At 56.3% G+C, this 24,949-nt stretch carries 18 protein-coding genes; 7 read left to right on the forward strand and 11 right to left on the reverse strand.

What is annotated here, in order from left to right:
* Window positions 1–20 precede the first annotated feature (20 nt).
* The 3 genes from FYC48_RS01925 to FYC48_RS01935 form a co-directional block, all read right to left on the reverse strand.
* Window positions 21–3,356, reverse strand: a complete 3,336-nt coding sequence (locus tag FYC48_RS01925) for a hypothetical protein (RefSeq protein ID WP_149495002.1) — start codon at window positions 3,354–3,356, stop codon at window positions 21–23.
* A gap of 53 nt (window positions 3,357–3,409) precedes the next feature.
* Window positions 3,410–4,747, reverse strand: a complete 1,338-nt coding sequence (hisS, locus tag FYC48_RS01930; RefSeq protein WP_149495794.1) for a histidine--tRNA ligase — start codon at window positions 4,745–4,747, stop codon at window positions 3,410–3,412.
* A gap of 145 nt (window positions 4,748–4,892) precedes the next feature.
* Entirely contained in the window at window positions 4,893–5,360 is a 468-nt protein-coding gene (locus FYC48_RS01935) for a YkgJ family cysteine cluster protein (RefSeq protein ID WP_230779467.1), read from the reverse strand.
* A gap of 83 nt (window positions 5,361–5,443) precedes the next feature.
* On the opposite strand from FYC48_RS01935, the gene FYC48_RS01940 reads away from it, so the two are divergent.
* Window positions 5,444–6,295: a formyltetrahydrofolate deformylase gene (locus FYC48_RS01940; protein ID WP_149495004.1), complete on the forward strand. Its 852-nt coding sequence runs from the start codon at window positions 5,444–5,446 to the stop codon at window positions 6,293–6,295.
* 7 nt (window positions 6,296–6,302) lie between these two features.
* On the opposite strand, the gene FYC48_RS01945 is transcribed toward FYC48_RS01940, so the two are convergent.
* The 4 genes from FYC48_RS01945 to FYC48_RS01960 all read right to left on the reverse strand — a co-directional run bounded on the left by FYC48_RS01945 (window position 6,303) and on the right by FYC48_RS01960 (window position 10,383).
* Window positions 6,303–7,367: an NAD(P)-binding domain-containing protein gene (locus FYC48_RS01945; RefSeq protein WP_149495005.1), complete on the reverse strand. Its 1,065-nt coding sequence runs from the start codon at window positions 7,365–7,367 to the stop codon at window positions 6,303–6,305.
* A gap of 72 nt (window positions 7,368–7,439) precedes the next feature.
* Complete coding sequence (gene nagB, locus FYC48_RS01950; protein WP_200836512.1) at window positions 7,440–8,210, reverse strand: glucosamine-6-phosphate deaminase; 771 nt, start codon at window positions 8,208–8,210, stop codon at window positions 7,440–7,442.
* Window positions 8,195–9,574 carry an HD domain-containing protein gene (locus FYC48_RS01955; RefSeq protein WP_149495006.1) on the reverse strand — a complete coding sequence of 460 codons (1,380 nt, stop codon included), beginning with the start codon at window positions 9,572–9,574 and terminating at the stop codon, window positions 8,195–8,197. The genes nagB and FYC48_RS01955 overlap by 16 nt, the downstream gene beginning before the upstream one ends.
* Entirely contained in the window at window positions 9,571–10,383 is an 813-nt protein-coding gene (locus tag FYC48_RS01960) for a hypothetical protein (RefSeq protein ID WP_200836513.1), read from the reverse strand. The genes FYC48_RS01955 and FYC48_RS01960 overlap by 4 nt, the downstream gene beginning before the upstream one ends.
* Before the next feature lie 265 nt (window positions 10,384–10,648).
* On the opposite strand from FYC48_RS01960, the gene FYC48_RS01965 reads away from it, so the two are divergent.
* The 5 genes from FYC48_RS01965 (at window position 10,649) to FYC48_RS01985 (ending at window position 16,265) form a co-directional block, all read left to right on the forward strand.
* The gene (locus FYC48_RS01965; protein ID WP_149495007.1) at window positions 10,649–11,173 is read left to right on the forward strand and encodes a tRNA (cytidine(34)-2'-O)-methyltransferase; all 525 of its coding nucleotides are present in this window, start codon (window positions 10,649–10,651) and stop codon (window positions 11,171–11,173) included.
* A gap of 299 nt (window positions 11,174–11,472) precedes the next feature.
* The gene (locus tag FYC48_RS01970) at window positions 11,473–13,116 is read left to right on the forward strand and encodes a GumC family protein (protein ID WP_149495008.1); all 1,644 of its coding nucleotides are present in this window, start codon (window positions 11,473–11,475) and stop codon (window positions 13,114–13,116) included.
* A gap of 6 nt (window positions 13,117–13,122) precedes the next feature.
* Window positions 13,123–14,520, forward strand: a complete 1,398-nt coding sequence (locus FYC48_RS01975) for an O-antigen ligase family protein (RefSeq protein WP_149495009.1) — start codon at window positions 13,123–13,125, stop codon at window positions 14,518–14,520.
* 258 nt (window positions 14,521–14,778) lie between these two features.
* Complete coding sequence (locus tag FYC48_RS01980; RefSeq protein ID WP_149495010.1) at window positions 14,779–14,958, forward strand: hypothetical protein; 180 nt, start codon at window positions 14,779–14,781, stop codon at window positions 14,956–14,958.
* A gap of 164 nt (window positions 14,959–15,122) precedes the next feature.
* Window positions 15,123–16,265, forward strand: coding sequence for a hypothetical protein (locus FYC48_RS01985; RefSeq protein ID WP_160149278.1), 1,143 nt, complete (start codon window positions 15,123–15,125; stop codon window positions 16,263–16,265).
* A gap of 2 nt (window positions 16,266–16,267) precedes the next feature.
* On the opposite strand, the gene FYC48_RS01990 is transcribed toward FYC48_RS01985, so the two are convergent.
* Both FYC48_RS01990 and glgC read right to left on the reverse strand, forming a co-directional pair.
* On the reverse strand, window positions 16,268–17,257 hold the full coding sequence (locus FYC48_RS01990; RefSeq protein ID WP_149495012.1) for an AEC family transporter: 990 nt from the start codon (window positions 17,255–17,257) through the stop codon (window positions 16,268–16,270).
* A gap of 321 nt (window positions 17,258–17,578) precedes the next feature.
* Window positions 17,579–18,832 (reverse strand): glucose-1-phosphate adenylyltransferase, encoded by a 1,254-nt coding sequence (gene glgC, locus FYC48_RS01995; protein ID WP_149495013.1) that lies wholly within the window; start codon window positions 18,830–18,832, stop codon window positions 17,579–17,581.
* A gap of 573 nt (window positions 18,833–19,405) precedes the next feature.
* Here glgC and FYC48_RS02000 point away from each other — a divergent pair.
* On the forward strand, window positions 19,406–20,944 hold the full coding sequence (locus FYC48_RS02000) for a Do family serine endopeptidase (protein ID WP_149495014.1): 1,539 nt from the start codon (window positions 19,406–19,408) through the stop codon (window positions 20,942–20,944).
* A 151-nt stretch (window positions 20,945–21,095) separates the two neighbouring features.
* On the opposite strand, the gene FYC48_RS02005 is transcribed toward FYC48_RS02000, so the two are convergent.
* Together FYC48_RS02005 and FYC48_RS02010 are read right to left on the reverse strand one after the other, a co-directional pair.
* Entirely contained in the window at window positions 21,096–22,439 is a 1,344-nt protein-coding gene (locus FYC48_RS02005; RefSeq protein ID WP_149495015.1) for a hypothetical protein, read from the reverse strand.
* Entirely contained in the window at window positions 22,436–24,901 is a 2,466-nt protein-coding gene (locus FYC48_RS02010; RefSeq protein WP_149495016.1) for an ABC-2 transporter permease, read from the reverse strand. Before FYC48_RS02010 ends, FYC48_RS02005 begins: the two co-directional genes overlap by 4 nt.
* Window positions 24,902–24,949 lie beyond the last annotated feature (48 nt).

Below are 24,949 nucleotides of genomic sequence, written 5' to 3' on the forward strand. Positions count from 1 at the left end.
GTGGAATGACCCGGTCGGGACTAACGGCGGCGAAAGGCGTCGAACGCATCACGGATGGACGCCGGCACACGGCGACGGTTACCGCTGTCGCGAACGTCACGCATCGTGTCACGAGGCCGCGTGTTACTACGTTGCGGAGCCTCACGAGGCTCCAATCCTAAACTTCGCAGGGCATCTTCGGCTTCGCTCGTTCGGTTAGGATCCGCAGTGGGTTGATCGATGTCGCGAACGTTCTCCCAACGTTTGCGGAAACGCTCCAGATCCTCCGGCGTCCAGTTCAGTTCTTCCAGCAAATCGTCGTCGATCTTGTCGCGGTTTTCGTCCAGGTAATCGAGCACCATGTCGGTCGCTTTCTTGGCATAGTCCAAATCTGGCGGCGGCGGAGGCTCGGCGTCGCGGTCGCCCTCGCCCGGTGCCGATCCTGTTCCATTCGGATTGGTTTGATCGCCGGCTTGTGGCGACGAATCCGATGACGGTTGCCCCGAGCTTGAAGACGACGATTCAGAACTGCCGGATGGTCGGTCCTGAGCCGACGACGAGGGATCATCACGAGGCGTCTCGTCGGCGGGTGTCCCCTGATCCGAACCGTTATCATCTTCGCCGGTTTGATTACCTTGCTCACCGCCGCTCGAATCACCGCTTGGCGTGTTTTCCGAGGTTGACGGACGAGTGTCGGAGTTCGCATCCTCTGTCTGTCCCGACTCTGGCTGTCCCGACTCTGGCTGTCCCGACTCTGGCTGTCCCGACTCTGGCTGCCCCGACTGCTCTGAATCTGCGGCTTCGGGTGACTGATCCTTCGGCATCTCGCCCGCCCCCTCCTGACCCGCCGACGGATCAGCCTTGGGCGTTCCCGCCTGAGATTCAGACGACGACTCGCTGCCGCTTTGTTGATCGCGATTGCCGGTTTCGTCTTGCGAACTTCCATCAGGCGAACTTCCAGAATCGCTCGATGACGGTGACGATTGGGATTGTTCCGACCCCGCTTGCTGATCGCCGCCTTGATCGGAGTTCTCGGGTTTTTGATTTGGGTTCTCTTCGGCTTGCCGCGATCCCGATTGACCTGACTGCGAGTCCTTTTGGTTACGTTCGAGATAATCTTTGATGCGTTCAAATGCTTCGCCGTCATGCTCCGGTGCCGACGGTTTTGCGGCATCGTCCTGCGAGCCATCTTGATCTGCGCTATCAGACTGGTGCTGTCCGTCGCTCGTCTCGCTTTGAGTTGACTGCCCGCCGGACGCCTCGTCTTCGGCGGAAGCGTTCATCGTGCTATCAGCTTGATCGCCACCGGATGTCGATTGGTCAGTGCTTGCGTCCCCAGGATCCTGACGTTCGGCTGCCGGTGACTCGTTCCCATCCGCATTGTCTGAATTCGGTGATTCGCCCGAATTAGACGTTTTGCCTCCGCTGCTGCCGTCGGAAGTTTCATCGCCGACATCATTGGAGGGATTTTCTTGTGGATTGGAATCTTCACCCGATTGACCAGACGAATTCGAATCGCTTGATGATGATTCGGATTCCGATTCGTTCTCGCCGGAAGCACCGCTCGCTGACTGCCCCGAACCGCCGTTGTTTTCATCAGAACTTTCACCTTCGGTCCCTTCCGAGCCCGACGTACCGCCGCCGGACGGCTGGCCTTCGCCGGAGTCACCGCCATCGGCATTGGTCGCCGGACGATCATCGGGTTTGGAAAGTCCGTCGTTGTCAGTCGGGTCTTCGGGAAGATCTGGGTCGGTATCGACGATACGCAGTTCGACCGGATCGGTCGTGACACGATTCGGTTTGACTCTTTCGTCCCCGGGGATCTGACGATTGTCGACTGCCGTCGCGGTGACTCGAACGACATCGCCGGGGCCCAATCGATACAGAAAGGGCCGAAACCGATAGACGGCGACTTGGTTTCCTTTGCCGGAAGCCTCACGTTTCCAAATGATCGGTTCGACGATGGTGTCCAGGCCACGAACGATTTTCAGACTCACTTGTTCCAGTTCATAGTCCGCATCCATCGCGTGGACTTCGATCGTTTGCTGACCATCGAAAGGCACTTCCTTGGGTGATTTTCGCGGTACGACGATCGTCACGTCCGGCGGCAAGTCCGGGATGATCTTGATCGGATAGACAATCGGCTCGGGATTGGTTTGGTCGGCGTGATCCCAAACCCGGATGCGATAGTTTTCAGGCTCGACGGCATTAGGACGCCCGACCGAACTTCGCATCACCATCTCGGCCGAAAGCGTCACGCCGTCATCGGCGATTTTCATCTTGATCGTTCCGCCGGTAGGACGCATCTTACCGCCGACTTCCTTGCAGTTCAGTTCCAACTCGGCACGCTTAACCGCATGATTCGTTTTGGCGGTCAGCCGCACGTTGGTGCCATCGCTTGTATTGATAGCCGGGCTGGATGTCGTCCGCGGCTGGGCACCGGTGTAGGCCGGGGGTTCGTAGCGAACACTTTCGATGGCGACGACGGGGACGTTTTGGATTCTGATCGAGAATGGTCCCGCGATCGCATCGCCAGCTTCGATGCGATAATTGACCAAGCCTGTTGCCGCATGACCGATTTCGATCGTCGCGACGAACAAGTCACGATCGGTCTCGAACACCAACGGGATCGACGATTCGTTTGTATCGCTCTGGACGTAACAGATCGCTGGTTCATTACTGAATAGGCCATCAATTTCCGCACTCACATCGATCGACCTGCCTGCCAACGCTTGAACGTTTCCCGGAGCGACTCGACGAATCTGAACACGCTTTGCAGGTGCGACCGAAGAAAGCGGTGCCCCCAACCGCTTTGCCGAAGCGACGGAACTTTTCGGCGAGGCGACGATATAAGCCGCCAGCAAAGCGAACACGGCGGCCGTGGCGATCCACCAACGGAACGTTCCCGTCGCTTCACCGGGCAGTACGTCGTATGTCTTTAGAAGCGATGCGGCGCGTGATCCGATCGCTTGGACCACTCGCGCCCGGATGCCTTGGGGCGAGTCTGCTTTCAGTGTGACGTAACTGGTCAGTTGTTGGCGATAGTCGGGGTGATCTTTTTCGAGTGCCCAAGCGGCGTACTCGCGGCTGATTTGCTGGGTGATCAGCGGCCACGTCCGACGCGCCAAGTACCATGCGATGACACCCAAAAAAACGAGAAAGCAGACCAGCCGAACGGCCATCGAAGGCGCATAGATCCAATGATCGACAACGAGCCAAACCAGCAGTGCCGACATACTGCCGATGACGATTTTCAGAACCGCCCGAGTCAGTTCGCTCCACCACAAGGCTCGCCGAGCTTCTTCGATCCGATCATCGATCAATTGATCGGCGTTAGAGCGAGACTGTCGATTCGAAGACGGTGCGGCAGTCGACATAGGCCATCAGGGCTTTGGAACTAGAAAAGAAGCGAGGCGAGAGCCACTTAAGATTATACCTCGCCCGCAAGGATTTGCTTCAGCGCCTGCACCAGATCGTCGGACTGGTCATGCCGATAATTCACATCCTGCGTCTGCTTGCTCGCCAACGTCTTGACCTGCACGCGGTCCTCGGACCATTCATTGGCGCCGGCGACAATGGCGATTTTAAATCCTCGCCCATCGGCGTACTTCAGCTGCGCACCTAACTTCTTCGGTTCGGGGTAAATCTCGTTCGAGATCCCGCGGTCGCGGAGCGCCGCCGACAGAGCCAAGTAATCGTCGCGCCGGTCGGCATCAAAATAAGCGATAAAAACATCGGCCGGTGTCTTGGCATCGCCGAGCAAGTCGAGCGTTTCCATTGCCGCGAGCAAACGGTCGAGCCCCAACGACGCACCGATCCCAGGCAGGTGTTGCTTGGTATAAAGCCCGGCCAGGTTGTCGTACCGTCCCCCACTGCAAACGCTGCCGATTTTTGGCAAGTCGTCCAGGGTCGTCTCAAAGATCATCCCGGTGTAATAATCCAGCCCGCGTGCGATCGAGACATCGATCTTGATTCGTTCGGCGGGCACACCGGCGGCCAACGCGCCTTGATAAACGTCTTTCAGACGCTCGATCGCCGCTTGCCCCGCTTCGCCGGGCCCAACCAAGTCGGGTAGTCGCTGAAAGATCGATTCGGCATCACCATTAAGTTCGGCCAGTGCCAACACCTTGTCGGCTTGGGCTGCAGTCACGCCCGCGGTGTCACACATTTCGGCGGCGACTCGATCGCGCCCGATCTTGGCCAGTTTGTCGAGGGCACGAAGCAACTCGACCGTTTTGTTTTCCATCTCTAAGTGCCGCAACAGTTCCGTCAGGACGCCGCGGTTGTTGATGCTGATGGTGAATCGTTCGAAGCCGATCTGAGAGAGCAATCGATCAATCACCGCGACCGTTTCGATGTCGGCCATCACGCCGGTGGTTCCGATCGTGTCAAAGTCACACTGAATGAATTCGCGATAGCGCCCCGCCTGCGGACGTTCACCTCGCCATACCGGTGCGATGTGGTACCGCTTGAAGGGCGTGCCGAGTTCGTTGATATGCTGGGCCGCAAACCGAGCCAATGGAACAGTCAGGTCAAACCGCATACCGACGGCTCGACCGCCGTTGTCTTCGAATCGGTAAATCTGCCGGTCGGTTTCGTCGCTGCCTTTGCCGGTCAAGATTTCTAAGTATTCCAGTGTCGGCGTATCGATCGGCGCAAACCCGAACGACCGGAATACACCTCGGGCGGTTTCCATCAGCCTTTCGCGTGGGATCATCACCGATGGCAAGTAATCGCGGAATCCGTTCAGGGTTCGAGGTTTTATCAAAGACATGAAATCAAAGACAAGGAATGGGATGGTTCGGGAAATGGAAAATGAAACACTGACACAGCGAATCGCGAATGCCGGTAAGCGAATCGAGCGACATCGTTGAACCAGACGTAGGCGATCGGACGATCACAACGGCTTTCGGTCAGCCGACGACGGGCAGGCCAACGGAACGTCGCCGCCGTAGCGTTTGACGATCGACCTGGTTAGGATCGGCGAACTGTGGACCATACAATCCGTCGGCATATTCGTCGATCTGTTCGGCCGTTTCAAAGTATTGGTCGTAGCACCAGTCGTCGTCGAACTCACATTCGTCGGTCGTGTAGTCTCGGCAAATTTGTGGCCGGGTTTCGTAGATACCGCAACGATGGTCATCGCGGAGATGTTTGCAGGTCGTGTGGACCAGCAGGTACCAACTCGTGTCCTCCACAAAAACCGTCGCCCGCTCATGTAGCAGGTACCAGCGGATGTAATCGAAATCCTTCCGCGTCGTCGGCTCGTCGATCGGCAACGCAAAATAGTGGCAGCATTTCGCGGTGCAGTGGTCGCACAGGATTTCGCCGTCAGGTACTTGGCTGCGTTTCAGACGGATCGCTCGCGTTGGCACATTCACGGAAGGTATCGCATTGAGTGACGTTTTTGTGTAAACGATGCATCTGTTGACGCAAGAGACTGGATAGCAGCTGGAGCATTTTAATGGAAGTCGTCATCACCGCACTGGGCCCTGACAACGTGGGGTTGGCCGACCCCATCATCCACTATGTGACCGGCCAAGGGGCCAACATCGCCGAAATCCAAATGTATGACCATGACGATCAGCAATTGTTCGCCATGTTGTGCCGGATTTCGATCGAAGAGTCGCAATTTCCGCTGCTAAAGTCGGCGATGATGCAAATCGGCGAGCACACCGGGTTGGCCATACGCGTTTGGAGCCCCAGCCAGCACGAGGTGCCCCGCCTGGCGATCTGCTGCACCTTTGTCGAACATACACCGCGAGCCGTTTTGCAGGCGATCAAGGACGGCAAAATTAACGCGATTCCGGCCGTGGTGATCTCCAATCGAAAGAAATTGCGATTCCTGGCGGAGGAATTTGGCGTTCCCTTCCAATTGATTGGTGACGCCAGCGGGGCCGCCGATGATCGGGCGATGGTCGATGTCCTCGACAAATTCGACGTCGACTACGTCGTGTTGGCCCGTTACATGCGAGTCCTGCCACCGAGCACCTGCTGGCAGTTCGCCGGCGGCCGAATCATCAATTTGCACCACGGATTGCTGCCCGGATTTCCCGGTTTTCGCCCCTACCACGATGCCTACGCCGGCCGGATGCTCAGCTACGGCGCGACATGCCATTTCATCATCCCGGAACTCGATGCCGGCAACCAGACGATCAATCAACGCACCTTCAGCGTCGATCCGGGAACCAACCTGGAGGCGATCATCGCCGAAGGGGAGCGGGACAATGAACCTGCCTGTCTGGTCGAAGGTGTCCGCCGGGTGGTTGACCAAGAAGTCCGCTTGCATTTTCACCGCGTCATCGCGAACAAGTGATGACGCGCTAGCTCTCCGGCTGTGCGGTGATTTGAGATTCATACTCCCGCGACGTCTCGACCGATTGCCCCGTTAGATGCGAAACGATCTTGTCGACGTGATCGTGGCAGTTTTCCAGAAAGGTCTTGTACTTACTGGTTTGCGAGCCGGCGATCGCCGTTCCGGCAACGTATAAACCGGGGACATTCGTTTCCATCGTCGCTTCGTTGTGCTTCGGACGCTGGACCGAATCGATCAAATGCACACCGGCTGACCTCAGGAGTGTCTTGTCTTGGGAGTAACCGATCAAACTGAGCACATCATCGGCAGCAACTTCGATCGGCTCCCCCGAATCGATCTTCCGCAGATGGACCGATCGAGACTTGATCTGGACAGCTTCGGTGCCCATCAAACTTTCAATCCGTCCGGCCTTTAGCAGACCGTTAATCTCCGGGCGGAGCCAGTACTTGATCCCATCTTCGGGAAGCGTTTCGCCTCGATAACTAAGCGCTACCTTTGCGCCGGCGTGGTGCAATCGCAATGCCGCTTCGATCGCGCTGTTGCGTCCTCCGATGATCAACACGCGGCGTCCAAAATACCGATGCGTCTCACGAAGGTAACCATCGACATGCGGCAGGTCTTCACCGGGTATTCCCAGTCGCCGGGGATGATCGGTACCGCCGATCGCCAGTACAACTGCGCGAGCCATCCACGTTCGGACCTCTCCACCCGGCTTGGTCGTCACACCAAGTCCGCCCGATTGCCGCTGGACGTCCACCACCGGACAATACGGATGCACACTCAATCCAAACTGGGACACAACCGACCGCAGGTAAGTGAGGTATTCCTCGCGTGTGGCTTTGGATTGATCGACGGTCAATAGCGGCACACCCGCGATCGCGATCCGTTCGTTGCTGCTGAACCATCGCGTTTGCGGAGCCCACCAGGAAATGGTCTGACCGATAGGGCCTGCGTCGAACAATTCGGCCGCCACACCGGCACGCTTCAGTGCGACGCCCAATTCGATCCCGATCGGCCCGGCGCCGACGATCGCTACCTCGGTTTTATCGCTGGTGCTGATTGAATCGCTCATCGCTGGTGGGGCTGGAGGTCATTGCAAATCGCATCCGATCGCGCGAGGATGTGCGTGATCGGAACCGCTTTATTATTGCGAATCGAACAGCCCGTCGGCTGCCGCGGCGTCTAGAACGACGGTGACGCCAACGTGCTGCCTTAGAAAACTCGCCGGAACCTCGTCAGTCACCTCGCCGAACAGCATTGACTTGATCGCGGCTGTCTTCCCACTTCCGATTGCCAGCAGGACGATCTTCTTCGCTTGCAAGATCGTCGCGATCCCCATCGTGATCGCTTCGCGGGGCACTTCATCCGGCGAATCAAAGAAGCGAGCATTTTTTTCGATCGTGTCATCGGTCAAATCAACCCGTCGCGTCCGACTGTCCACTGACGATCCGGGTTCGTTGAACGCGATATGCCCGTTGTGCCCGATCCCCAGTAGCTGCAAGTCGATCCCGCCGTGCGATTGGATACTGTCTTCGTAGGCGGTGCAGTGTGCGGGGACATCCGACGCAAGCCCGTCGGGAACGTGAGTCCTCTCAGGGGCGATGTCAACTTTTGAAAACAACGTTTGGTTCATGAACGACCGATAGCTTTGCGGATGATCTCCCGATAAGCCAACGTATTCATCCAGGTTAAATGACGTCGCTTCGGCAAAGCTAATCTGACCGTCGCGATGGAGCTCAATCAGGTTTTCATACGTTTTCAACGGAGTCCCTCCGGTCGCCAACCCAAGCACTGATTGGGGGCGTTCGCGAAGTTGGTCGGCGATCAAGTCGGCAGTGGTGCGGGAAGCCGCGTCGGAATCCTCGCAAACGATCACCCTGATTCCGTTAACGACGTCGTTCACTTTGAAGCCCATTGGTTCTCCGATTGTTGAGCCGTTTCGAGCAAAAGATCGGCCCAGTGTTGATTGGTGGGGAGTTTGTCGCGAAGCTGATCGCGGAGTCCGGGACGGACGAACAGTCGGACCCGTTTGACGTGGTGGTCAAATTGACGTTCGGCAAGTACGGCGGCAACCGGAGAAACGTCTCCGAGTCGAGATCGTGTGCCGTCTTTATGAATCACGGTGGTGTTGATATCGACTTCCAATTTGACCGGCGGGGCATCGATCAATAAATCGGCCGGTGCGAGCGCGACTCGGTACCGTTTGGATAACTCCTGAGCCAACGTTTCGGACAACGCGACCAGCCACCAGTGTGGTCGATGTGCCAGTGCCTGATGAACCGCTTCGCCGTTAAGCATGCTAAATTCGGCCACCCGTTTAAAAAGTTGTCGGCGGGCACCAAACAAACCTTCGACCATCGGTTCGGCGAGGCTTCCGGCGGCGGTCCGGCGGAGCTGGGCGATCCATTCGGCATCAGCGAATTTCAGCGACGCCGATAAGTCGATCCGGTGATGCAATAAGAACACCGCCCGCTGCAACATCGCCGTCGCCGACCGAACGGCGTGGTGCCAATACACTTCGCTGAACATGATGTATCTGGAAAAGACCATCATTTCGGCCGCGGTGCGTCCCTTTTCGCCGACGGCGAGGCGAGATGATTGGGGATCGATTACCAGCGACGAAATCAAACGTCCGGCATCAAAGTTTCGGCCATAGTCGACACCGCAGTGCAAGCTATCACGCTGCAGGTAATCCAACTTGTCGATGTCGACCGGACCGCTAAGGCAACTGGCTAAGAATTGCTTGGCACGGAATGGCCCGTCCGTGCGATTCTGGTTGTCTCCGGCCAACAACGCGACAACATCTTCGGCCGAACAGCGCCAATCGCGATCGATCAGATCAGCCAATTCGCCACTTCGAATCAAGTCGATCGCACGCTGCTCATGACGAGGGATTTCGTCTAGCTGCATATCTTCGATCGGATGACAAAACGGCCAATGTCCGATGTCGTGCAATAGTGCCGCCAGCACGAACGCGTCGCAATGGGGTTCGTCCAGCCAATCCGATGCCACCGAGTCCCCCAAAAACCGGGCGAGAAATCGCAGGGCGTTTTGATAAACCCCCAACGTATGCTCCAAACGCGTGTGCATCGCCCCGGGGTAAACGGTTGAAACCAATCCGAGTTGACTGATTCCGGCAAGCCGATGCATCGCCGCGGTGTCCAACAATCGTCGAACACGATCCGATAGCGGTACCGAATCTGAAGGCGGAACACGAACGAGCGAACCAGATCCCGCGCCGGCTTGGTGAAAAAGATCGATTTCGGGAAGGCGAGTCACAGGCGGGGCGATGTCATCGTGAGAGTTGTATTGAAAGCGTCAACGCGAGGTTCCAGGTGGGCGATTTGCTCGACACGGTCGGACCGCCCAACAAGTTCCTCGTCGAAGTCGTCTTCGGTTTCGACGCCTGCCAATGTAACGCCGCTGGCAAACGCCAGTAAGACGATTGAAATGAAGTACATGCCGGCGTGAATGATTCCGCTGAAGTACTCGATTTCAAACGTGGCCGCAGACGCGATCGCACCAAGCGCGATCATGATGCAAAGTGTCACACCGAACACCGCCCACGACATCTGATTGGTCTGGTCAAGTTCAAGTACGTAAGACGGGACAAATGCGTACACGCACCAAACCAACGGAAAGATCGCCGAACATATCAGGACGCGGTTGCGGAGCTCGGGACCCACATAGGGTTCACGTTCTTGGTCGTATAGAAAACTGTAACCTGCCCAAATCAGTGGCGGCGCCAAAAGCAGCAGCCCGATCAACTTCGCCGCCAACGGAACCCCATCGGGGTGTGTGAACCGAAACACGAACGCGAGTGCGAACACGATCACGATCGCGCCAATGGTGATCAACAATCCGGTTCGAGTGACGTCGGTTTCCTTGCGTTCGATCGGCTTCAGGACGCTCTGCCCCTTGCTGTCCTTCGGAGAATCATCCTTGGGCGCGTGAATGACGACTTGTTCGTCAAGCGAGGGAATCTCGATTGGCTTTTTGCAACTGGGGCAAGGCCCGGTTTTTCCGGCGAACTTGTCGCTAACTTGGAATCGCTTCAGGCAATGTCGGCAAGTGACTTGGATCGGCATGAATAGGGCCGTTACCGTAAGTGGAAACCGGCGTCAGAAAAGTTGACGAGGGCTGGGGGCGTTCTGGATGATCGTAGATACCCCGCTGAAAACTGCGCGGAATCTGTCATGATGTATGGACAGTTTGTCACGCGCGAGTACCGCTTTGCAACCCACCGCCAGAACGAGTCGGCACTGACTAAGCGATCGCCACGCAAGCCCACCAGGACTGAAAAGGCCAGCGACGATTGCGCTGGCCACCGATGGCTTTTCCCGGAACCACTGAATGTCTGACGCCCCCGATCCCAATGCCTCACCCGTTCCAGGTGGTGCCGGTCCCGTCGCCCACGTCGTGCTGTATCAACCGGAAATTCCACCGAACACCGGAAACATCGGTCGGTCATGTGTTGCCGTCGGTGCCAAACTCTGGATCGTTCGTCCCGCAGGATTCGATTACAGCGACGCCCGTGTTCGCCGCGCGGGACTAGATTACTGGCAGCACTTGGATCTCGAAGACGCCGAAAATTGGACGGAACTGACCGAGAAACTGCCTGCGACAAACATTTACTACTTCTCACGATTCGCCGAACGGACGATCTGGGATGTCGAGTTTGACTACGGCGACTGCTTTGTTTTCGGCAGCGAATCGAGTGGCCTGCCACGGTCCATCGTACAACCGGGCGACCCCCAAGCCCTACGATTGCCGACCACCAAAGTCGTCCGCAGCTTGAACTTGGCGACTACGGCCGGCATCGTGCTCTTCGAACAGCAGCGCCAATTGTTTCGGCGATACGGCACACAGCCGTCATAACACGCATCGGCGAGCGAAACATGCTGTTCGATCACAGTTATTTTGTCAGATTTTGCCATCGTTTTTAAGTCGATAACTAACCTGCAAACGGTCATCGCAGCAGAGCGGACGGGTCTGCCTGTATCGTTTCTCGTGCTCCGCCAAGATTTAAGTTTGAGTTTGGCTCATCCGCCGACGGGCGTTAGCCCCGGTTATTGCATAAAAACCATGGCTTGCGCCAATCGGCAAATCTTATTTCCAAAGGGTAACGGAACACTCGTTTCACTGTCTTACTGTATCACTGGCCGTTTGCAGCATTCATGGACCTTCTCGTCATCTGGGCCCGATCGATTCGCCGGCACGTCGTTTTGACGTTTGCCCCGGTCGTGATCATCGTTGCCTTGACGGTATTGGTGATTCTGTATTTTCCACGCACCTACCGCTCGCGATCACAACTGTTGCTTCGGGTCGGCCACGAAAATGCCACGATCGACCCGACCGTCGAAGCTGCCGGACAGATGGTCAACTTGCAGGTGACGCGCAAGAACGACATCGAAACCGCGCTCCAAGTGATGCACAGCCGATCGGTGCTCGCCGAAGTCGTCGATCGACTCGGTTCCGAACTGATCCTGCAAGGCGATCGCGCCGCCAACCAAACCTCTGCGGTCACCGAACAAGCGACTGATTCAGCCGCCGGCTGGCTCAGTCAACTAAAAAACTCCGCCGGTGCGGCAATCGCATCGATCGATCCGATCACCGACCGCGAACGAGCCATCCGCGAACTTGGCAGCCACCTAGAGGTCTTTGCCACCAGCGAAGCAAGCGTGGTCGATGCCGAGTACCGAGCAAAATCACCCACCCTCGCACAGCAGATCCTCGCGACTTGGCTGAATTGCTACCTCGGCAAACATGCCGAACTGCACCGAACCAGCGGCGCTCATCAATTCTTTCTTGCCGAAGAAGATGAAATGCGTACCAAGCTCGAACAGGCTTATGCGGATTTGCGAGCGGCGAAAACGGAAAGTGAGTTGGTCACCGTCGCCGGGCATCAAAAGCTGCTCGAGAATCAACTCGCCCAAGTGCGACAATCGTTGTCTCAGACCGAAACGCTGCTCGCCGGAAGCCAAGCTCGCTCCGAAATACTACTCGCCTCTTTATCCAAAACCGAAAACCGCACCGTCACCGACGAGGTCAAAGGCAAGGCGAACGAAGCCCGTGACGAAATGCGCGGCCGGTTGTTCGAGTTGGAAGTCCTCGAAAGAGAGTTTGCCGCAAAATACAAGTCCGATCATCCACGACTGATCACCATCCGTAGCCAACTCGCCGAAGCCCAACAAATCGTCGACCAGCAGGACGAAGGTCGCGCCGAAATCACCAGCGGGATCAACCCCGTGTTTCAGCAATTGCAACAAGAACTGCTGATGGAGAAAGCCGCCGAAGCGGGGCATCAACGACAACGTGAAACCCTGCTCGCCCAAGTCAAACAACTGCAGTCAGAAATGGCTGACCTGAATACGACCGAGCAACACATTTCGTTTTTGGATCGCCGCGTCGATGTACTCCAACGTCAGTATGCCGAACACAGCAAACGATTGGACCAAGCGAGGATTGACGAAGCGCTGCGGCAACGTCGCATTACAAGCGTGAACGTGATTCAGAATGCGAGCCTCGAAGAACGGCCGATCAGCCCCAAGAAATCGCTCGTCGCCGCGTTGGGCATGTTCGCTAGCTTCGCAACAATTCTTGGTTTGCCGTTACTACTCGCCGGCTGGGATGAAACAAAGCAGGCATCAGAACCGCTGACCGATCTCCCTGCTTGTCCTCCGATAAACGCAACTGGATCGTCGAACCGAGCAGACGAGGAAGAAGCTCGCTTGGATTCGATGTTCCAAGACACCACTCCTCAACCGTCAGGTGCTGCGTCACATGACAATGAAGACCCCGCCAAGCGGCTGGCGAAGTAAACGCTCATGCCCCAGCCGCCGCTTCGCCATCCGCCGGTGCATTCACAACGAGTCAGGCAGCAGGTGACTCGGCACGGCATCTTACTGACCAAACTCGCCGACATGCGAACTTGGTTGTCGAGTGCCCAAACCCGGACACGGTTCTGCATCGCGGTGATCTATCTGCTTCCGCTGCTTACATACACTACACCTGGAATTCCGCCGGAGAACGCCGGACTGGATCGATACTTCGCGCTCACCAAAGCCATTCTCTTGGCATCGACCGTCGCGATCGGTTCACTGATTATCGTGTTCGGTTTTCGCTCGAATTCGATCGACCGGTCAGTTCAATCGTTCGGCGGATGGCTGCTCTTTTTCGCATGGGCGGTGACCACCATTTTATGGTCACCGTTAAAAACGGTTTCGCTTAGCCAAGCCGGCGGTCTATTCTCATTGTTGCTGCATTCGATCATTGTCGCTTCGGTCTGCGACCATCGCGGGAATGTTTCACGGCTTTTTCGGCACCTCTGCCAAAGTCTAATTCTGTTGGCGACCTTCATCGTAACGGTCTACGTCTTCGATCCGGTGACTTCGGGACTGGACCGTGAAATTCTGAACGTCCAAGGCGACGGTTTGGTTCACCCGACGGCGTCAGGCGCCGCCGCCGCACTTGGGTTACTGCTGGCAACGATTGCGTACACCGCGTTTCGCTTTCATTGGTCAGCTCGCGTGCTGGCCGTTAGTATTTTGACCTGTGGCCCGCTGCTGCTGCTTAGCAACAGTCGTACGGCGACGGTGCTCGCCGGACTGATCATCCCGGTATGTCTGTTTTCCTTTGGTTCGACCCGTCGCCGCGGCGCGATGATTGTCGGTGCGGCGGTTCTCTCGCTGGTGGTAATCATCGTCGATCCGGGCTTCACACTGATCGATCAAGGGCTCGGATCGAGCGTTCAATATCTGATGCGAGGCCAAGACCTTGCCCAGTTGCGTCAAGCTTCCGGTAGGCAAGAGATGTGGACCGCGATTTGGTCGGAATACTTACACGCTCCGCTGACCGGTCATGGTTATTATGTGACCAGTCGAACCGGCAGCCTTTACGTTTGGAATCACTTTGCCAACCACACCGCCCACAACATCTACCTGCAAATCTTCGCGGGGACCGGGCTGATCGGTTTCACGCTATGGAGCGTTGCCATGGTCACGGTGATCGTCCAATGCTGGCGACTATGGGAAATCGACCGCTTCACCCGTCACCTTGCGTGGTCACTATTCTTCTGTGCGTTGTGGTATATGGGCTGGAGCCTTGGCAGTGCGTCGTTCATGGGTCCGCTGCGTTATGAATCTGTGATCGCGTTCACGTTGCTTGGGATCGGCGTCGGCCAAAGCTACCGCGACGCAATTCGAAACAGCAGAATCTCAACCTGAGAAGCGATTGTCAATTTGATGCCACATCGATGAAGCGTCACCAACCTTGCTAAAGGACACACTGAGCTTTTGTGAGGCACGGTGTCCGCCGACGGTCGTCGTAAAGCCGCCGTAGAGACTTGAGAACACAGCGAGGGCGTCGTTCACGCCGTCCAAATTCAAAGATGTTGGCTCAACCAACGAATTGGAATGAATGTTGCAACCGAGCGGTGGCCGATAAAGGGTTGTCTTCCTTCACTTCCATCTACGAGGCCTACGATGGTTACCTTGACTCCGCAATCCGCCGCTGGCGGTGCCACTGGCGCCCAAATCGTGATTCAAACGGTTCACGGAAACATGATGTCGATTTCAATTGCAATGCTGCAACAGATCGGAATTGGGCGTGGAACGAGCACCATGCAAGCATCCGGGGCACGGCAGGCCGAGACCAAGTCATAGTGTTCACCCCCGGTTGAAACCGTCGCGTTGATGTCGCCGGTTGCGAGAGGAAATACTCGCATGAACCGAGGCGGGCGACCACTCCCCCATCAGTCTTTCCTCCCTTCGTGTCCTTTTGCTATAGACGATGCGTCTTGCAGCAAAACACAATGAGGGTCGGTTTGATGGGACGGATTTCAGTAAGGGTGCTTGGGTTCGGACTAGCGATTTGTACGTGGCTTCCACTTGTCCAGGCGACCGATCCGACGGTCGCACCAGGAAAGAAGACTGATGTCGAGGAAGCCACCGCTGATGTAACCACAGCCTATGGAAGTACCGCCTATGGAAGTACAGCGGAAAAGATCGCCCCGCTGCCTCCGGCCGCACTCTTTGTCAGCGGCGGCGCCGACGCGCTGCTGGGGCGTGAAACAATCGCCGCGCGAATGCTGCGTCAGGCTTCCCACCAGGTTCCACGCGAACTGATCAAGTTCGAGATCCGCATCATTTCGGTCGACGCCGAGACCCGCGACCAGATCTACGCACTTGCCGATCCGGAAAGCATCACGACTGAGATCACCGCGATCGAAGACCAAGAAAGCTTGATCGTCGAAAACGAGCCTTCGTCATCGGCGAGCTTCCATCGAACTGTTTCCGGGAGCGTGATCTCCTCCGCCACCATCGACGACGCTCGCATGTTCGCCGTTCTTGCGGCAGTCCGCGACAACGAAAACAGCAATCTGGTCAGCGCCCCAACCATGATCGTCGCCCCGGGACAAACCGGTGCGATTCAGAAAAAGGTTCAGCGTCCATTTCTGTCCAAGATGAACGAAGTGCTGGTCGAGGATCAAGTCTCTTTCGAAACTGGTATCGAAGTCCTTGACGAAGGCGTCGACTTGGCGGTCGAAGGCGAATGGGAAGGCGATCAATTGACCGTTCGAACAAAACTGCAGCAATCTCGCATCGCCAGTGTTCGCAATCTGAAGATCTACGGGATCGGTGAAAGCCCAAAGTCGTTGCAACTTCCGACCCAGGAAATTCGACTCGCCGCACTTTCTAAACAAGTCGCCGAAGGTGACACCGTCATGATGGATCCGTTTTTTGAACAGACACAGCGACGGACAAAGACCGAAGTTTCGCCAACATTAAAAGCGGTGCCTTATGCAGGGCAAATGTTCGGAAAGCAGGTCACCGAGGACGTCCGGACCACGATGCTGGTCTTGATCACCGGCAGAAAGTACGTCCCCAAGGAAAACGCTCCCGCAGATGCAAACCAATTGGCCAATCCCGTTCGCCAAGCTTCGGCAACGACCGACCAACAGGCGAAGTGAGCTTACGAAGGCGTACTCGCGGGTTGCGAGAGGCCTAACCACCACGCACCGATTGCCAGCCATAGCGGGATCATGACCAGTCCCGCCAGCGAGGTTCCCAGCACCACGCGAAGTGCGGTTTGCGTGTCGCGATCGTAAAGCTTTGCCAACACGATCGGAAAGACCGCCGACGGCATCGCTGCCTGCAGCATTGCAACGGTTCGTAAATCGGTCGTCGTGACGACCGCGCCGCTGGTGACGATCAAGATCGCCGGCAACAAAATCTGACGGATCCCGATCGCGGACAAAATTACACCGGGCGCCATGATCCAAGATCGGTCTCGAACGAAATCAATGATGATCGCTCCGCTGAGCAACAGCCCCATCGGGATCGCGCAAGACCCCAGCGAATCGATCGCCGTCTGAACTGAATCGGGAATCTTTTCGGTCAGCCCAACGAGACTCATCGCGATCGACAAAACGACCGCCCACAAGGGAATGCTGGTCAGTGTTTTCTTCCAGCTATCGCCCCCCGTCCCGCTGATGATTGAAATCCCAATCGACCACAGGGCGATCGTCACACCAACGTTGTGGACGATCAAATCGATGACGGCTGTCTGATAGAACCGCTCGGCAAGCGGCAAGGGAATATAGCCGTAATTACAAATTCCCGCACACAACGCGAAGGCACGCTGTGACGCATCGGTTTTTAATCCGACCAGCGGGCCGATCTTGCGGGCGAAAAGCAATGCAATTCCAAAACCAATCGCCGTGGTCAAAAACCCCATCAACGGCGCCTGCCAAGTGGTGGCCAATGACTCGAGTTGGTCGGCAGACTCGCGCGAGGAAAAGTTCTTTAGGAAGTAGGCGGGCAATAAAACGTTCGCCGTCAAGTTGGCCAACGTCCGGTCGGCTTCGGCGGTCAGCCACCCCGCCCAACGGCACACCGCTCCAACGCCCATGACGAGAAAGACGGCGATGACGGATGCGATAATGGGCTTGAACTCTTCCATGCCCCGCGTTATCCGCCATAACGGACAGGGATGTCAATGCACCGGCCCTCGCTCGGCAGGGGATGGTGAAAATCATCCCCCGAAGCGTCGGTGAATGCCGACCGTTTTGGTCCAACGGACGATCCGCCTTTAAAGATTCGGCATTGCCCACCATTGCCCGGTAATCACCGAAGCCAACGCCCGATCGTAAATCACCGGGGCGAATCGAAAGCCTGGTGGAAAGGAAACCACCAATCCCCCAGAAAGTTTGATCGCGGACTTCAATACTTCCCTTGGGGGCAGCCATCAATTCGGTCGACGATAGCCATCAGACGATCCCCATCAACCGACGGAACCGGCGACCTTCGAAGGTTCGATTTTCTCGCCTCGACTGATCACCACCAATCCACTTTCGGTAATCTTCAGACCGCGGGCGGCGTCGGCGGCTGGGTCAAAACCGATTTCGGTTTCCGCCGGGATCGAGACTCCCTTGTCAACAATGACGCGTCGTAATCGGCTGCGACGACCGACGTTGACGTCATCGAACAAGATACTGTCTTCGACCGAAGCGTAGCTATTCACGCGGACGCCTGGCCCCAATATGCTGCGCGATACACTGCCACCGCTGACGATCGCGCCCTGGCACACGAGCGAATCGAGCGCGGTGCCCCGACGTGTTGATCCGCCTTCACTACCGAAGACAAACTTCGGCGGAGGCAGATTAGGCTGGAACGCGCGAACCGGCCAGTGTTCGTCGTAAAGGTTGAGTTGGGGGTCGATCGAAATCAAATCCATCGACGCCTCGTAATACGCATCGATCGTCCCAACATCGCGCCAATACGCGTCGCTTTTGCGGTTCTCGTCCATGAACGGATAAGCACACACGACGTGCGAGTTGATCGCTCCGGGGATCACGTTTTTTCCAAAGTCATGGTCGCTAGCCATGTTGGTCGCGTCATTACAAAGCGCCTCGAAAAGAAATCGTGCGCTGAATACGTAAATGCCCATCGACGCCAAACACACATCGGGATCTTCCGGCGTTGGGATCGGCGCGTCCGGCTTTTCTTGAAAGCCAACGACTCGGTGGTCAGGATCAATCTGCATCACACCGAATTGCTTTGCCTCTTCGACGCTCACACGGAGTGCACCGATGGTGATGTCGGCACCACGCTTACGATGGAACTCGACCATCGGGCCATAGTTCATCTTGTAAATGTGATCTCCTGCCAAGACGACCACATGTTCAGGCTTCTCCCGCTCGATCGCGTAGATATTTTGGTACACGGCATCGGCAGTTCCCGAATACCAGTTACCGGCGATTCGTTGCTGCGGCGGGACGACGTCGATGAACTCGCCCAACTCACGACAAAAGTACTGCCGCCAGGCCAGATTGATGTGCCGATCAAGGGATTGCGCTTTGTATTGCGTGAGCAACAATAGGCGACGCATGTCACTGTTCAAACAGTTGCTCAGCACAAAGTCAATGATTCGGTAAAGACCACCGAAAGGAACCGCCGGCTTGGCTCGATCACGAGTCAATGGTTCGAGACGTGAGCCACGCCCTCCGGCCAAAATCACAGTCAAGATGTCACGCATTTGAGGAAACCTGTTCCGTCATCAGGTATCGCCGCCACCGTTATTGGCACGCGGCGGTTTTCATTGGGGGAAGTTTGTCATCGAGGGACACCGTTGCGATATCGGCACCTTTACCCTTTGTCGTAAGTTACCAAATGCAGAAGCCACCACGGGACGGAAAATGGCGGATAATTCCCCTAAAACAGAATATAAGGGTGCCGAAACCGCACGCTGAGTCGTTTGGTCTCAGATTTGCCATTCGCCCTTCACACTGCCATCGTGACGCACCGCCGTCGAGTTGGGATTCCCCTCACCGGCCCTATTTTGACAGGCGAGAATCGATCCGATTGGCGACACGCTTGAACACTTCTCCCCCAACAAAAGCAACGCCGAATCACTGGGCCAACGTTCGCGTCAAGGCAAACACCCGAGGCAACCCAGCCTTCGTGATCGTCGGACCAGCGTGGTGGCAAGCTCGCCGGTCCGGGGTGTAAAAAAGTCACTCGGTGGGGAAAAGTTTGCAAGCGTCTAACATGCCTTGATCGACCGTCAACTTTGAAACCAGAATCAACCTGAACTGTGGAGTCAAACAGGATGTCCAAAACCTGGAAACATGTCAGTGGTGCGCTCGGAGCGATGATTTTTGGTTCGCTCGTCACGGGCGTCGTGATGACATCGCCAACGTTTTTGCGAAACGATCCAGTCGCCCAAGAACCAGTCATGCGACAACCGGCGGAAACGTTGATTGCTCAACGTGAAAACCAGAACATGCTTCAAGAGTTCGGCAATTCGGACGCTCGCCCCCTGGGCGGCCAAAACCTTGCCGCCGCCGAGGGTCTTTCTACCGCCTTTCGAAACGTTGCCAACTTTGTCCGGGCAAGTGTGGTCAGCATCAATACAAAACAAACTCGGGTCATCGGCGGACGCCAGCTCCCACCTGGCTTTCAAGACTTTTTTAACATTCCGGAAATCCAGCCACGCCAACGCCAGGAAACTGGGATGGGCAGCGGCGTCGTCGTCCGCCGTGACGGTTACATCCTGACCAACAACCATGTAATTGAGGGCGCAGACGAACTCGAGATCGAATTCAGCGACGGCAGAAAAGCAGCCGGTCGTATCGTCGGAACCGACCCACAAACCGATTTGGCCGTCGTCAAGGTCGACCGAGAAGACCTAACCGCCATCCCGATCGGTGACTCTGAACGCATCCAAGTCGGCGATTGGGTGATTGCCATCGGCAGCCCCTTCGGCCTCGATCAAACGGTGACCGCGGGGATCATCAGCGGCAAGAACCGTGTCCGTGGCATCGTCGATGACGGCGACGGTTTTGAGGACTTTTTGCAGACCGACGCCGCGATCAATCCCGGCAACTCTGGTGGCCCCTTGGTCAATCTCCGAGGGGAATTGGTTGGCATCAACACGGCGATCATGTCGCGTAGCGGTTCGAGTGCGGGAATCGGATTTGCGATCCCCGTTTCTCTCGCCGGCCCGGTACTCAACTCGATCATCGAGCATGGCGTTGTCCGTCGAGGTTTCCTGGGCGCCAGCTTGACTGATGTGAACGAAAAAACGATCGAAGGATTCAACTTAAAGTCTCGTCGCGGTGTGATGATCCAGTCGGTGCTAGACGGCATGCCCGCAGCCGAGGCCGGGCTAGAACCTCGCGACGTCGTCACCGCAATCGACGGCCGACCGATGCTGTCCAGCTCGCAAATGAAGAACTATGTCGCCAGTCGTCCGCCGGGGGCTTCGATGGCGATGACGGTCGATCGAAATGGGCAACCGCTTCAAGTTCAAGTCGATCTGAAAGAACGAACCGATGAACTGATGGCCCAGTTCGCCGCCGGCGAAGTGCTGGGCGCGAAAGTCGTTCCGGCGACCGAATCGATCGCCAAGAAATACAACTACACGAACCTTCAAGGTGGCTTGATCATCACCGAAATCGAAGCGGATAGCGTGGCCGAGGAAGCAGGCTTGATGGTCGGTGACGTGATCGAAACCGCCGGGCGGTACCAACTGGAATCCGCACGCGAATTGGAGATGATCGTCGGCGAATACGAACGCGCCGGCGAACCCCTCCGCATCACCATCCGCCGAGGTCAGCGGAGAATGCTTGGTGTCGTCCAGCCGTAACGACAGTGACTCGAATGGCAATGGGCAACGCAATGGCGAGCGTGCTCCTTTGCCAACCTTAAATTGTGTCAAAGCCCGACACAAAAATACACGAGCCGAACGCGTAGACGTCCGGCTCGCCCGTTGGCATCATCAGTTTCCGGGTCGGTCATCACTGACCAGAAGCCTCATCCGAAGGCGACACATCTGATTCAGAGCGCGACCCTGCAAAGAAGAGTTCCGTGTATTCAACGGTCAAGTTGCGACGCCAGGATTCGGTGGTTTCGTTCCAAGCAATCGCTCTTTGTCCGTCGAATCCCTCACTGGAGTTTCCCAGGATCGCAGCCCCACTGGGTGATTGATCCTGGTCTTGATACTTGAACGTCTGACCGGTCACATCGACGGCTTCCGAGGGTGAGAATCCGATTCCGGACAACTGGCTGATCGATTCTGGAAAGTGGCCGCGTAGCAACTCAAACTTGCGGATCGCAATCGCCGTTTTTGCGAAACGTTTGTTGTTCGCCAATCGAATTCTCCACTCGATATTGGGTCTGCGACGCAAGTGTCTTGCATCATCGACGTTATAGAACGGAATCTGTAAAGCCGTATCGATGTTGTGATTCAACGTCTCGTAGAATTTCTCCTCCAATTGCCATTGTTTCTTAAGCCCTGCGATCGTAGCTCGGTCGCCAACCATGGAGGCGGCGTCGATTTGAAACTGCAGCACCGCAAACCTTGTCGAACCTGCGACCGGATAGGGGGAAGTTTCATAATTGTTGTGATACCTCGTTGGCTGGTCTCCTTGTAGCCACTCGATTGAATAAAGTACCGCTCCCATTGTTTCTATTTGCGGATCACGCTCAGTTTCGACACCTGATGACGAACTTTCGGCGAACAGTCGTTCAATCGTTTCGATCTGATCGATCTTCCAACCCGACTGTGTCATCGCCGAAGCGATGTCAACGTCGATCGCTGTATTTGCTTCCCGAAGGGCCAACTTCAGCGACTCTGTGGCCTGCTCGAAGTCACGTTGACGAATGTGATAATTAAACTTGCTGCGAAAAAAGTCGTGTGTCCCCGTCCCATGAAACAACTCCAAATGGGATCGTATCACTTCGATCGCCGGCTCGGCCCGCTGATAGATTTCCGCAAGCCGTGGAAGCGAATCAAACTCGAATCCGTAAGACACCGCGTCACCTTCCAGCGACTGCAAGTAGTCCACTTCGTAAGACAAAAGCCCGATCGCCCTGGTCGCTTGTGCGTGTCGCACCAACGTCGTTTGGTCGATGTCGCCTCGGTCAACCGTCATCCCATACTGTTTTAAGACATTGGGATTCGTCGGTTGATTGAGTACCTCCTGGGGTACCAGCTCCCTTAACTTGGCATGGACTGCCGCGTCATTGCGTGACCATTCGATCGCGGCGATCGCGACGAAGGCCACCAACAACAGCACAGGCACGAGCGTGACGGCGAACAAGACGCGATCACGATCATTGGTCAGTTGGATCGTATTCATGATTCGGTCGACTCCCGTTCGGATGAGGTTGATGGACGCTCTTCACCTGACAACAACGCCTTGGGTTCGAGTGATTCCCACGCTCTTCCCCACATCAGGCCGTAAGAGAACGCGTGTGAATCTCGTTCATGAAGCTCTTCGATGGCTGGTCTTTCCCGTTGCGATGGGTGATAAGAACTCCACTGATAGCCCGGATGATCGTCAGCGAGTTGATGCATCCGCCGAAGCCAATCGCTGTCCGAGCGATCTTGTTTCGATGCTTCGATTCCATCAAGAAGCGTTAAGACCATCGCTTCGTCTTTTCTCGGGATCGCCCATCCGGAAAGGCCGCTGTAATTCGTCGGAAGCGAGTGATCGCCGAAACCAAACCAATAAGCGTTCGGGTTCAAAAGACTTGAACGCCACGTTTGCAAGAGGGCATCGCGGCGAGCTTGAGCCCGGATTCGCCGATCGCCAATCGCATCGACGACAGCGCGAACGGCATCGGTCTCGCGTTTCGATCGAATGGACTCAGATGCCAATGCGTCGAGCAGCATGATTTCCAATCGATCCGCCCACTCCTGCGAAAGCAGATTCGGTCCGGCGCGCAGTGACTTCGTCAGAATCGCTGACGATGTCAACCATTTCGCATACTCCGGCCAAGCTTCGGGATTAGACTCCCAATTCAACCGAGCAAGCGAGAACCCGCCGTACCAGAGCGAAAACGCGTTTCCCTGAACGATTCCCGGCTGAACCTCTCCGCTCGGTCCCGGCCGTAAATTCTCGATCACCGAATCGGGATCAAGGCGGTAAGCGTCTGCTTTGCGTTCCAGGTCGGTATCCTGAAGGAGACGCGATTGATCAACAATCTCACGCTCAAAACTAACGTTGGCAACGTTTGCAGGTGTCGCGCGCTGATGTATCAACAGTGCTTCGTTAAGTAGCGTGGTCCGTTGCTGCGATGACATTGCCGGGATCGATTGAACGTATCGATACGATGTCAGCACGGGCAATCCGATGATCACAACGACGACCACCGCCCCCACGGCGAATGTCCACGGACGGTCACGCCCATCCATGTACCGATTCATCAGCAAGAAACTCGCGACAAGCGGTGCCAGCAAGCACAGCACCATTCCCCAAATCGGAAATCCACAGGTTTGGAACGCGGCTCCCAACCAGCCTACTGCCGCCCACGCCAAAATCGGGGCAACGATCACCGACAAGATCAGCGTGCGAAACATCTGGCTGATCCACTGAGAGACCGAGTAAACCAATGCCGTGACGAACAACATCGTCAGTAGCGATGGCATCTGGCTGTTACCGCGAGGACTAAAGTGGTCGACCTTGATGTTCCACAAAGCGAATAACAGTAGCGCGGTGCTAAGGAAAGCAACCGGGAACGCATGCAGTGCGAGATAGGTTTTTTTCCACGAGACACCTCGGTCGGCCAGGAAGCGTAGTCGCTCGGTCGATCCGTCATGCTTAAAAGTACAAACGCCCACCCAAGAGGCCGCAACCGCGGTCAACAAAATCAAAAACGGCATCAGTGTTTCGATGGACCGTGGCAGCACCTCGGCGACCAAGACCACCGACGCAAACGCCCCCGCGGCAAACATGGCGGTGATCACCCACCAGGTCCCCTTTGCCGATCCGATGCTTTGCCAAATGATCGGTGCGAGATGGGTTTTGAATCGAGGTGCGAGTGAGGTCACCGCTGACGACTGCCGAACTTCGAGATGTCTTGCCCGAGGTGCGGGTTTGGCACTGAGTGTCCGCACGGCCGCCCGAGTCGACAACGGCACCATCGCGACGACGCCGACACAGGTGAAAACAAGCGACCATCGATCGAACTCGGTCGACAATAGCGGTCGCCCCACCATCGTGCTTGTCAACGAAACCGCAATGAAGGGACTGAACGCGATTAAGATCAGCAGCAGTAACGCGTAAAACTGATTCTCGACTCGCCAAGAAACATAAAAGCCAACGAGCAAGACAAAGATCGAGTGCACCAACCAGACGGGAAGACTGAGCGTCCCATGGGCTTGACCCTGTCGCAGCCCGAATGACCAAGATGCGGAACCGGGCTCAAGGAAGGCCAGCAGCATCAAAGCGATCACCCACATGATCGCCAACCCCACCAATGACACCAATAACTTGGTCGTTGACAATCGTCGCGGCGAAATGGGCAGTAACATGAGCCACTCGATCGTACGCTGAGCCCGCTCTTGCCCGACGAGCAGGGGGCCGGCTCCGGTGGCGAACAACCCCGGAATCGCCAACAGCAAGGCTTCGTGGGGAACACGCCAGTCCAGTAGCGAATTGCCGACGACGTCGAAGAATAGCGACAAGAAGGCAACCGCAATCAGCATCACTAACAGTGGTGCCAGTTGGCGGGTTTCTTTCCACCAAAACCAGGACGTCGAAGAAGGCTCGTGCTTGGAACGGACCGCCGAGTCGACCGTCGTCACTTGAGTAGCCATATCGAATCTCAATCGTAGCGTTATTGAATGTTCCGTCGATCACCGGGA

The organism is Roseiconus lacunae, from assembly GCF_008312935.1.
GTDB classification, from domain to species: Bacteria; Planctomycetota; Planctomycetia; order Pirellulales; family Pirellulaceae; genus Stieleria; species Stieleria lacunae.